Below are 10,759 nucleotides of genomic sequence, written 5' to 3' on the forward strand. Positions count from 1 at the left end.
TCGGCGACGGTCTCCGTCTCCGCCCCGGCCACCCCGGTACCGCTGCCCGCCCCGGTGGCCCGGGAACTGGCCGCCGCCACCGCGGCGGCGCTGGACAACGTGCGGCGGCACGCCGACGGGCGCGCCTGGGTGCTGGTCGAGGACGAGGGGAAGACGGTGACGGTGTCGGTACGCGACGCCGGCCCGGGCATCGGCGAGGGTCGGCTGGTCGAGGCGGCCCGGCAGGGGCGGCTGGGCATGAGCCAGTCGATCCGGGGCCGGATCGCCGACCTCGGCGGCGAGGTGCGGATCGTCTCCGCGCCGGGGGAGGGCACCGAGGTGGAGCTGGTGGTACCGAGGGAGGACGGGTGACCGGGGTACGGGTGATGGTGGTCGACGACCACCCGATGTGGCGGGAGGGGGTGGCCCGCGACCTCACCGAGGCCGGCCACCGGGTGGTGGCGACCAGTGGTGAGGGGCGGCAGGCGGTCCGGGTGGCCGCGGCGGCCCGGCCCGACGTGGTGGTGCTCGACCTCCAGCTGCCCGACATCTCCGGGGTCGAGGTGATCCGGGGCCTGCGGGCCGTGCTGCCCGAGGTGCGGGTGCTGATGCTGTCGGCCAGCGGCGAGCAGCAGAGCGTCCTGGACGCGGTGAAGGCCGGCGCCACCGGCTACCTGGTGAAGTCCGCCGCGCCGGCCGAGTTCCTGGACGCGGTGCGCCGCACCGCCGCCGGGGAGCCGGTCTTCACGCCCGGCCTGGCGGGACTGGTGCTCGGCGAGTACCGCCGGCTGGCCACCGACGGCGGGGCCCGGTCGGGCCGGGACGACGCGGCACCCCGGCTCACCGAGCGGGAGACCGAGGTGCTGCGTCTGGTCGCCAAGGGGCTGTCGTACCGGCAGATCGCCGAGCGGCTGGGGCTCTCGCACCGCACCGTGCAGAACCACGTTCAGAACACGCTCGGCAAGCTCCAGCTGCACAACCGGGTCGAACTGACCCGCTACGCGATCGAGCGCGGGCTCGACGACTGAGCGGCCGGCTCAGTGCGACTCCGGCGGCCGGGTCTCGTGGATCGCCAGCTCCTCGGCGGTGGCCCCGCCGCCGGCCGAGCCCGCGTCGTAGGCGACCGAGTCGGTCTCCTGGTCGGTGTGCGCCCCCTCGTCCGGTTCGACCAGCCGGCCCACCTGGGAGTCCGCGATGGTGCCCAGCTTGCCGTGGTCGTAGATGGAGACCGGGGAGTGCGGGTCCGAGGTGGGACCGGGGTTCATCACGTCGGCGTCCAGCTGCGCCTCGGCGGCGGCCTCGTCGCTGTCCGCCTCGGCGGCGATGTCCGGGTCGACCGGGCCGGCCAGCGGGTCGTCGGCGGGGCGCTCGTACTGCTCCCGCTGGAGCTTGTAGTCCAGCGACTCCCCGTCGAGCTGCTCCTCGGCGGTGGTGCCGAAGCTGTCGACCGCGACCGGGGTGCGGTCGCCGGGCAGCTGGGCCGGCTCCGGGCCGTCGGCCTCCCGGCCGGTGAGGACGTCGTCGTTGGCGGTGGAGTCGTCGTCGGCGGTGTCGGGCAGGCCCTCCGCCTCTGGGTCGGAGACGGGGGTCGGGTACTGGTCGTCGCGCATGACTGATCACTACCCACTGCCATGCCCCGGGTAACCGAGGTCCGGCTCCGCGATCGGGACGAAAGGGGAGGAGTCAGCCCTGGCGCGCGGCTTCGTCCTCGGCGTGGAGCACGCACCAGACCACCTTGCCGTTCGGCACCGGGGTGCTGCCCCAGCGCCGGGCCACCGTGTCGATCAGCAGCAGGCCACGGCCGCCGGTCGAGGTGAGCGGCGCCAGGCCGGCGTACGCGGGCTGCCGGGGGGAGTGGTCGCGGACCGCGAGGTGCAGCGAGCTGTCCCGCGGCGCGAGCCGGACCGTCATCGGCGTCCGCGCGTGGGCCACCACGTTGTTGACCATCTCGGTCACCGCGATGGACGCCGGCTCGGTCAGCTGCGGCACGCCCCAGCGGGCGCACCCGTCGGCGATCATCGCCCGGGCCTGCCGGGCGGCACCCACCGTGGGCGCGAGGTCCGCGGCGAGCAGCGCCGCCATCGGGGTACGGGCCAGCGCGGCGGTCGCCTCGTCGGCGGTCGCGTACACCGGCAGCCGGTCGCGTCGACGCCGGTGACCGTGCCGGCCGGGTCGAGCACCGCAGGTCGGCGGCGGGCCAGTCGGCTACCGCGCGGCGGACCTCGGTGAGCAGTCGCGCGGCGCTGCCGTCGGTGGAGCGCAGCCGCGCCACGTCGACCACGATCGGGCCGGGTCGGTCGCTCAGTCGCGCCAGCAGGGCGTCGCGGACCCGGTCGGCGGCGGTGGGCTCCAGCACGCCGCTCAGCCGCACGGTCGCGGACGACTCGTCCGCCTCCACCAGGCATCGCGCGTCCGTCGGCATGATCGTCCCATTGTGCATGCCGGCGGCCGGGCGCGCACCCGGCCGCTCCGTGCCGGTCATCGCCGCTCCGCCCGGGAGCGGCGGGTCATCGCGGCCATCGTGCCGACCGCGGTACCGGCGGCGGCCAGCCCGAACGCGGCGGTCACCCGCACCACCTGCCGGCGTCGGCCGTGCCAGCCGCCCTCGCGCTGCGCCTCGGCGTCGGCGCGGAAGACGTTGCCGGTGCTGTCCGCCGCGCCCGACGGCCCGAACTGCGTCCGGTGGGCGTACCAGCCGAGGACCCGCTCGGCCAGCGCCGGCGCGAGCCGCCACTGCAGGCCGATCAGCCGGGCCGCGCCGCCGGCGTACGCCTCCCGGCGGGGGCGGCGCAGCAGCCGGACGATGGTCTCGGCCACCATCTCGGGCGGGTACACCGGCGGCGGCGGGACCAGCTCGCGCCCGGTGTGGTTGCCGGCGTGCCGGAAGAACGGGGTGTCGATGGTGGCCGGCAGCACGGTGCAGATCGAGATGTTGCCCCGGCCGGTGACCCGCAGCTCCTGCCGGACCGTGTCGGCCAGCCCGCGGATGCCGTGCTTGGTGGCGTTGTACGCCGACTGGTAGGGCATCGCCACCTCGGCCAGCACCGAGGCGTTGTTGACCACGACCCCGCCGCCGGAGAGGCTCAGCCAGGGCAGCGCGGCACGGATGCCGTAGGCGGCGCCCAGCAGGTTGACCTCCAGCACCCGGCGGAACTCCGACACCGGGATCTCGTCGAAGAGCCCGACCGCGCTGACCGCCGCGTTGTTCACCCAGCCGTCGATCCGGCCGTACTCGGCCGCGGCGCGGGCGGCCAGTTCCTCGACCGCCACCGGGTCGGTCACGTCGGTGGGCACCGCGAGCGCCCGGCCGCCCAGTTCCCGGCAGCGCCGGGCGACGTCCTCCAGGGCGGGCTCGCTGCGGGCGGCGAGGACGATGTCCGCGCCCCGGCGGGCCAGCGCGTAGGCCGTGGCGGTACCGATGCCGCTGGAGGCGCCGGTGACCACCACGACGGCGTCCGAGAGACTTCGGGTTAGCGGCATTCTTCGTCGGTACCCCGACCAGAGTGGGTCATGCGGCCGGGTGGGCAACGGATCGGCACCGGGCCTGGGTCGGCCGCACCGGCGGTCGGCGGGAGGCCGGCGTCCGGGCCGGGGCGGCGCCCCGGCGATCGGCGGAACCCGCGGTCGGGCGGTCCCGCCCCGACACCGCCCGGGGGCGATCCCGGGGCCAACCCGGCCTTTCGGACACCCTGCTGGACGGTGGCGTAAACCGATCACCCCGGACGGCCGGGTACGGGCCTCCGTTCGCCCGGCCGGACCGGCCGCGAAGGCGCGGGGGACCTGCGGAAAGTCCGGGGGCGGGGGCCCGCCGACGGCTCGCCGGCCGGGTGCCCGGAACGGCTGGCCGGCGGCGTTCCGACTGCTCCCGATCTGCCAGGTTTCGGCTCGCCGGGGTCAGGTTAATGGGACCCTCTGACCGGAGGACCATCCCTCACGAATCGCATGGAGGTGCACCATGCGCGTCGGCCTCGTCTGCGCGCACGCCGGCTCGGCCCGGCATGCGGACGCCCCCGCCGTCGGCACCCACGAGCACATCGCCCGGGTCGCCGCCGAGCTGGCCGGGCGCGGCCACGACGTACGGGTCTACGAGCGCCGGGACGACCCCGCCCTGCCGGAGGTCGTCGAGGTGGAGGGCTACCGCCTCGAACGGGTGCCCGTCGGGCCGGCCAGGATCACGCCCACCGCCGAGCTGGTGCCGTACGTGTCGGAGTTCGGCCGGTGGCTGGCCGACCGCTGGGCCGCGGAGTGGACCCCCGAGGTGGTGCACGGGCACTACTGGATCGGCGGCCTCGCCGCCGCCCACGCGGTACGCGAGACGGACATCCCGGTCGTGCAGACCTTCCACTCCCTCGGCGTCGAGCAGCTGCGCCACCTCGGCCAGCAGTACGACGGCCCGGGGGAGCGGATCCCGCTGGAGCGGGCGCTGACCCGGGCGGTGGACATCGCGGTCGCCCAGTGCAACGACGAGGTGGACGAACTGACCCGGATGGGCCTGCAACGCACGTCGGTGGCGATGGTCCCCGCCGGGGTGGACATCGAGCGGTTCCACCCCGACGGCGAGGCAGCGCCCCGCGACCAGCGGGCCCGCATCCTCTCCGTCGGCGGGCTGTCGCCCGGCCACGGCCAGGAGGACCTGATCCGGGCGATGCGCCTGGTGGGCGACGCCGAGCTGGTCATCGCCGGCGGCCGCCGCCGGAGGAGCTGGCCACCCACGCCGAGGCCCGCCGGCTGCGTGAGCTGGCCGAGCGGACCGGGGTCGCCGACCAGGTGAAGCTGGTCGGGGCGGTACCGCACGACCAGATGGCCACCTGGTACCGCTCGGCCGACGTGGTCGCCTGCACCCCGCACTACTCCTCCGCCGGCCGGGTGTCGCTGGAGGCGATGGCCTGCGGCGTGCCGGTGGTCGGGTACGCGATGGGCGGCATCGCCGACGCCGTGGTCGACGAGGTCACCGGGCGGCTGGTGCCCCCGGGCGACGTCCGCACGCTGGGCGTGACGCTGCGCCGGCTGCTGGCCGACAACGCCGGGCGGTTCGCGTACGGGCACGCGGCGGTGGACCGGGTGCGGTGCAGCTACACCTGGGAGCGCACCGCCAGCGCCCTGGAGCGGCTCTACGAGCGGGTAGTGCTCCGGCGCAAGCCGGTCGAGGCCTGACCGCCGTCTAGAGCGGTGGTCGCCGGAGCCGGCGCCGACCGCGATCCGTTCCCGTCGCCGGACGACGGCATGGTGGTGCTGTGGTTCGGCGTACCGGGTGAGCCCGATGACCGCGGCGAGGGTGACCAGGAAGCCGACCGCGGCCAACCATTCCCGGCCCGGCCAGATCCGGTCGTTGAGCAGCAGCAGGCCGACGATCGCGGCGGGCACCGCCCCGGCGGCGTCCATCGCGGCGACGGCGGCCGTGGTGGAGCCGCGCTGCATCGCCAGCCCGAGCAGCAGCTGCCCGACCAGCGAGTGCGCGATCAGCAGGTAGAGCAGCGGGTCCTGGACGAACGCCTCGACCGTCGGCGCGGACGCCAGCGGGCGGGCGGCCACCGCGGCGGCGGAGAACGCCATCCCGGCCAGCGAGCCGAGCGCCACCGACCCGGGCGGCCCGTGCAGGCGGACGGCGAAGAAGCCGAGCACCCCGATGCCGCCCAGCGCCACGGCGAGGGCGACCAGGCCGGCGGTGCCGAGGGACTTCGACGGCGCCGGCTGGGCGGAGAGCACCAGCGCGGTGATCCCGCCGAAGAGCAGCACCAGCAGGGCCACCTCCGCCTTCGGCAGCCGCCACTTGAGCACCACCACGCCCAGCAGGGCGGTGACCCCCAGCCCGGCGGCCACGCTGGCCTGCACCAGGAACAGCGGCAGGTCCCGGCGGGCCAGGAAGGCCAGCACGAACCCGGTCACCTGGCAGAGCAGACCGACCAGGTAGGTGCGGTGCACGGCCAGCTTCAGCAGCAGCCCCGGATCGAAGGTGTGGTGCACGGTCGTCCGGGCGGCGGCGACCGACTGCAACATGTTGGCGAAGCCGTACGCGACGATCATGGCCGCGAGGAAGCACCAACCGGAGGACACCACCTGGCGAGGATAGAGGGTGCCCGGGGTTCAGCGCGCGGTTGGCCGACCCAGCCGGGCGAGGATGTCGGTGTGCAGCAGGCCGTTGCTGGCCACCGCGCTGTGCTCCCCGGAACCGTCCCCAGCAGGGACTCCGCGGCCGGACAGATCGGTGAACACACCCCCGGCCTCGGTCACCACCGGCACCAGCGCGGCGACGTCCCAGAGCGACAGTTCGGGCTCCACCATGACGTCCAGTGCACCCTCGGCCAGCAGCATGTAACCGTAGAAGTCGCCGTACGCGCGGCTGCGCCAGGTGTCCCGCATGAGCTGGAGCATCGCGTCCAGCCGGCCCGCCTCCTCCCAGCCGCTGAGCGAGGAGTAGCAGAAGCTCGCGTCGGCCAGGTCGCCGACGGCGGAGACCCGGATCGGCGCGCCGGAGGCGGCGTCCGGCCCGGCGTACGCGCCCTCGCCGAGCGCGCCCCACCAGCGGCGGCCCAGCGCCGGGGCGGAGACCAGCCCGACCACGGGACGGTCCCCGTCCAGCAGCGCGATCAGGGTGGCCCAGACCGGCACGCCCCGGACGAAGTTCTTGGTGCCGTCGATCGGGTCGACCACCCAGCGTCGACCCCCCGGCCCGGCGGCGGGCTGCTCGCCGTACTCCTCGCCGAGCAGGCCGTCGCCGGGGCGCCGGTCGGCCAGCAGCGCCCGGATCTCCCGCTCCACCGCGGTGTCCGCGTCGGAGACCGGGGTGAGGTCCGGCTTGGCCTCGACCCGCAGGTCGAGCGCGCGGAAGCGGGCCGTGGAGATGGCGTCGGCGGCGTCCGCGAGCTGGTGGGCGAGGGCGATGTCGTCGGCGTACCCGGTCATGGGAGAAACGGTAGCCACGCCCGGGTCAGGACCCGGCGAGCGGGTCGCCCGGATTCCGCTGGTCGGCCTCGCCGCGCGGGTCACCCTCCCCGGACCGGGAGGACAGCAGCCGACGGTACGACGCCAGCCGGCGCGGGTCGGCCTTGCCGGCGGCCACCCAGGCGTCCAGGGCGCAGTCGGGCGCGTCGGCGGTGTGCGGGCAGTTCGGCGGGCAGTCCACCGTCGCCTCGACCAGGTCGGCGAAGCCGTGCAGCAGGCTCTCCGCCGAGACGTGGGCGAGCCCGAAGCTGCGTACCCCGGGGGTGTCGATGATCCAGCCGGGGTCGCCGTCGACGCCCGGCGCGGGCGGCAGCCGCAGCGCCACGGCGCTGGTGGAGGTGTGCCGCCCCCGGCCGATCGCGCTGACCACGCCGAGGCCCGGGCGGCCTCCGGCACCAGGCGGTTGACCAGCGTCGACTTGCCCACCCCGGAGTGCCCGACCATGACCGAGACCCGGCCGGCGAGCAGCGCCCGCAGCGCGTCGAGGTCGGAGTCGGGGCGGACCAGCACGTACGGCAGTTCCAGCTCGGTGTAGTAGCCGAGCACCTGCTCGGGCCCGGCCAGGTCGGCCTTGGTCAGGCAGAGCAGCGGCTCGATGCCCGCGTCGTACGCGGCCACCAGGCAGCGGTCGATGAAGCCGGTGCGCGGCGGCGGGTCGGCCAGCGCGCTGACGATCACCAGCTGGTCGGCGTTGGCGACCACGACCCGTTCCAGCCGCCCCTCGGCGGTGGTCGCGTCGTCCTCGGCGGTCCGCCGCAGCACCGAGCGCCGCTCGGCGATCCGGACGATCCGGGCCAGCGCGCCGGCCGCCCCGGAGGTGTCCCCGACCAGGCCCACCCGGTCGCCGACCACCACCGACTTGCGCCCCAGCTCCCGGGCCCGCATCGCGGTCACCGTGTCGTCGGCGTCGGCGCCGGCCAGCACGCAGGTGTAGCGGCCCCGGTCGACGGCGATCACGAAGCCGTCCACCGCGTCGGCGTGCTGGGGCCGGGTGCGGGTGCGTGGACGCGAGGATTTTCCGGGCCGGACCCGTACGTCGTCCTCGTCGTACTCCCGCCGTCTGGTCGCCAGGACCGCCCCCTCTACGCCTCAGCTCTTACCGGTCACCATTGCCGACCATAGCGCCGGGAACTCGGGCATGGTCTTGGAGGTACACGCCACGTCGTCCACCTCGATGCCGGGAACGGCCAGCCCGGCGACCGCGGCGGCGTGCGCCATCCGGTGGTCGGCGTAGGTGCGGAAGGTGCCGCCGCGCAGCGGGCGGGGCCGGATCTCCAGCCCGTCGGAGGACTCGGTCAGGTCGGCGCCGAGCGAGGTGAACTCGCGGGCCAGCGCGGCGATCCGGTCGGTCTCGTGGCCGCGGATGTGCGCGATGCCGGTGAACCGGGACGGGGAGTCGGCCAGCATGGCCAGCGCGGTCAGCGCCGGGGTCAGCTCGCTGACGTCGGAGAGGTCGGCCGCCAGGCCGTGCACCGTGCCGGTGCCGCGCACGGTCAGGCCGGCCGTGCCGAGCGTCACCTCGCCGCCCATCCGGTGCAGCAGCGAGCGGAGCTGTTCGACCGGCTGGGCGCTGCTGCGCGGCCAGCCCTGCAAGGTCACCTCACCGCCGGTGACCAGCGCGGCGGCGAAGAACGGGACCGCGCCGGACAGGTCCGGCTCGATCTCCCAGCCGCGCCCGGCCAGCGGGCCGGGCTCGACCACCCAGACGTCCGGGACGCTGTCGTCGACCGCGGCGCCGGCCGCCCGCAGCATCTGCACGGTCATCCGCAGGTGGGGCGCGGAGGGGACGGGCGGGCCCTGGTGGCGCACCACCACGCCCCGGTCGAAGCGCGCGCCGGCGAGCAGCAGGCCGGAGACGAGCTGGCTGGAGGCGGAGGCGTCGATCACCACCTCGCCGCCGGCGACCCGGCCGGTGCCCTGCACCGTCAGCGGCAGGCTGCCGGCGGTCGGGGCCTCGACGCGTACGCCGAGCGAGCGCAGCGCGCCGATCAGCGGGCCGAGCGGGCGGACCCGGGCCTGCGGGTCGCCGTCGAAGGTGACCCGCCCTCGGCCAGGCCGGCGACCGGCGCGCGAAGCGCATCACCGTGCCGGCCAGCCCGACGTCGACGTGGGCCGGACCGACCAGCCGGTGCGGCCGGACCAGCCAGCGCTCGTCGTCGGAGATCGACATGTGCGCGCCCATCGCCCGCAGCCCGCCGGCCATCAGCTCGGTGTCCCGCGCGCGCAGCGGCCCGTGCAGGGTCGACGGACCGCTGGCCAGGGCACTGAGCACCAGCGCCCGGGCGGTCATCGACTTGGAGCCGGGCAGGCGCAGCGTCGCGGCAACCGGATCGCTGGCGGTCGGTGCGGTCCACGGCTGCGGCGGCCGGGTCGCTGTCGGATTCCCCACGGTTACATTCTGCCAAGCTCGCCGGCCGGTGTAGCCGGCCGTCGGTCCTACTCCCGGTTGGCGGGACAGCCGGGAAGCCGGCGGCGCGTTAGCGTGTGCGCCATGTGCGGGAGGTACGCCACGACCCGGAGCGCCGGTGACCTGAGCGCGCTGTTCGAGTCGTACGACGACACCGACGGCCGGCTCGCGCCCGACCACAACGTCGCGCCGACCGATCCGGTGCCGGTCGTACGGGTGGACGCCGAGGCCGGGCGGGTGCTGTCGGCCGGGCGCTGGGGCCTGGTGCCGCACTGGTCCCGCTCGGCGGCCGGCGCCGCCCGCATGATCAACGCCCGGGTCGAGACGGTCGCTACCAGCCGCGCGTACGCCGACCCGTTCGCCCGCCGGCGCTGCCTCGTCCCCGCCGACGGCTGGTACGAGTGGGTGCGCCGCCCCGCCGGCGGCAAGCAGCCCTACTACATGACCCCCCGCGACGGCTCCGTGCTGGCGTTCGCCGGCATCTGGTCACGTTGGGAGTCGCTGCTCACCTTCAGCGTGCTCACCACCGCCGCGGTGGGGGAGTTGGCCGAGGTGCACGACCGGATGCCGCTGCTGCTGCCCGCCGACCGCTGGGCGGCCTGGCTCGGGCCGGCCGACGATCCGGCCACGCTGCTCGCCCCGCCGCCGGTCGACTGGCTCGCCGGTCTGGAGATCCGCCCGGTGGGCCCGGCGGTGGGCGACGTGCGCAACGACGGGCCGGGGTTGATCGAGCGGGTGCCGCTGCCCGAGGAGCGCGTCGAGGGGGAAATGACGCTTTTCTGAACGCGATTCGCGACATTGTCGCGTACGAATTGCCAGAGTTCCGGGCGAAATTTCGCTCGGATCTTCAGTCATCTTTGTGCACAGCCCCTTGTCTCCGCGTCCGCGGGTGCGATAGAACACAGCGCCGGCACTGGGAGCGTCTTCGCGCGGTGCGAACGATGCCCGTCGATCTTGCCGGTCCCACGGGGGAGGTGGGTGTGATGACCCGGGCGCGTATGCCCCGACCGCACGAGGTGGCCGCCGCACGACGAGATCCGCGACTGTTGCGGGCGTTGCGCGAACGCCGCCAGGACGAGGCCTGGCGGACCAGAGGGACCTGCCAGAGCGTCGATCCGGAAACATTCTTTCCGGCGCCGAACGAACCGGCCGACGCCGCCGTCGCGCTCTGCCGCAGTTGCGACGTGCAGGGCTCGTGCCTGGCCTGGGCGCTGGAGGTCGGCGACTGCCACGGTGTCTGGGGTGGCACCACGCCGCGCGAGCGGCGGGCCATGCTGGTCGCCTGGCGCAGCGAGGTGCAGCCGGATCCGGACGCCGCGGACGACGCCGGCCCGCCGGTGCGCGACCGCCTGCTCACGCTGGTGCCGCTGAGCTGAGCCGGCACCCGCCCGCCACGGCACCGCTCGTCGACTGAGCCGGCCGGGATCGCCC

At 75.4% G+C, this 10,759-nt stretch carries 8 protein-coding genes and 5 pseudogenes; 5 read left to right on the top strand and 8 right to left on the bottom strand.

From position 1 onward, the window contains the following. Together JNW89_RS16635 and JNW89_RS16640 are read left to right on the top strand one after the other, a co-directional pair. A partial coding sequence (locus JNW89_RS16635; RefSeq protein WP_238449613.1) for a sensor histidine kinase occupies positions 1 to 351 on the top strand: 351 nt, incomplete at its 5' end. A 14-nt stretch (positions 352 to 365) separates the two neighbouring features. After that, positions 366 to 1,007, top strand: a complete 642-nt coding sequence (locus JNW89_RS16640) for a response regulator transcription factor (RefSeq protein ID WP_238449616.1) — start codon at positions 366 to 368, stop codon at positions 1,005 to 1,007. Between the two features lie 9 nt (positions 1,008 to 1,016). Here the strand turns inward: JNW89_RS16640 and JNW89_RS16645 are convergent, their stop codons facing one another. The 4 genes and pseudogenes from JNW89_RS16645 to JNW89_RS16655 form a co-directional block, all read right to left on the bottom strand. Then, on the bottom strand, positions 1,017 to 1,589 hold the full coding sequence (locus JNW89_RS16645) for a DUF5709 domain-containing protein (protein ID WP_238449614.1): 573 nt from the start codon (positions 1,587 to 1,589) through the stop codon (positions 1,017 to 1,019). Between the two features lie 73 nt (positions 1,590 to 1,662). After that, positions 1,663 to 2,109 (bottom strand): ATP-binding protein, encoded by a 447-nt coding sequence (locus tag JNW89_RS16650; protein ID WP_238449615.1) that lies wholly within the window; start codon positions 2,107 to 2,109, stop codon positions 1,663 to 1,665. 139 nt (positions 2,110 to 2,248) lie between these two features. Continuing rightward, positions 2,249 to 2,461: pseudogene (locus JNW89_RS38840) on the bottom strand (sulfate transporter); the annotation flags it as partial. After that, positions 2,458 to 3,459, bottom strand: coding sequence for an SDR family oxidoreductase (locus JNW89_RS16655; RefSeq protein ID WP_154942168.1), 1,002 nt, complete (start codon positions 3,457 to 3,459; stop codon positions 2,458 to 2,460). The pseudogene JNW89_RS38840 and the gene JNW89_RS16655, both read right to left, overlap by 4 nt. A gap of 475 nt (positions 3,460 to 3,934) precedes the next feature. On the opposite strand from JNW89_RS16655, the pseudogene JNW89_RS16660 reads away from it, so the two are divergent. After that, a pseudogene (locus JNW89_RS16660) lies at positions 3,935 to 5,133 on the top strand (glycosyltransferase). Here JNW89_RS16660 and JNW89_RS16665 read toward each other — a convergent pair. From JNW89_RS16665 to aroA, 4 genes and pseudogenes are all read right to left on the bottom strand, one after another. Then, positions 5,091 to 6,003 (bottom strand): annotated as a pseudogene (locus tag JNW89_RS16665) (hypothetical protein). The pseudogenes JNW89_RS16660 and JNW89_RS16665 sit on opposite strands and share 43 nt — an antisense overlap. Before the next feature lie 60 nt (positions 6,004 to 6,063). Then, the gene (gene hisN / locus JNW89_RS16670) at positions 6,064 to 6,882 is read right to left on the bottom strand and encodes a histidinol-phosphatase (RefSeq protein WP_238448303.1); all 819 of its coding nucleotides are present in this window, start codon (positions 6,880 to 6,882) and stop codon (positions 6,064 to 6,066) included. Between the two features lie 25 nt (positions 6,883 to 6,907). After that, a pseudogene (rsgA, locus tag JNW89_RS16675) lies at positions 6,908 to 7,806 on the bottom strand (ribosome small subunit-dependent GTPase A). Between the two features lie 204 nt (positions 7,807 to 8,010). Beyond that, positions 8,011 to 9,310, bottom strand: a pseudogene (gene aroA, locus JNW89_RS16680) (3-phosphoshikimate 1-carboxyvinyltransferase). 102 nt (positions 9,311 to 9,412) lie between these two features. Between aroA and JNW89_RS16685 the strand changes: the two are divergent. Together JNW89_RS16685 and JNW89_RS16690 are read left to right on the top strand one after the other, a co-directional pair. Further along, positions 9,413 to 10,111 (top strand): SOS response-associated peptidase, encoded by a 699-nt coding sequence (locus JNW89_RS16685; RefSeq protein WP_238448306.1) that lies wholly within the window; start codon positions 9,413 to 9,415, stop codon positions 10,109 to 10,111. A gap of 200 nt (positions 10,112 to 10,311) precedes the next feature. Continuing rightward, complete coding sequence (locus tag JNW89_RS16690) at positions 10,312 to 10,704, top strand: WhiB family transcriptional regulator (protein ID WP_088979381.1); 393 nt, start codon at positions 10,312 to 10,314, stop codon at positions 10,702 to 10,704. Positions 10,705 to 10,759: the final 55 nt, after the last annotated feature.

It is taken from the genome of Micromonospora sp. 4G55 (genome assembly GCF_016803375.1).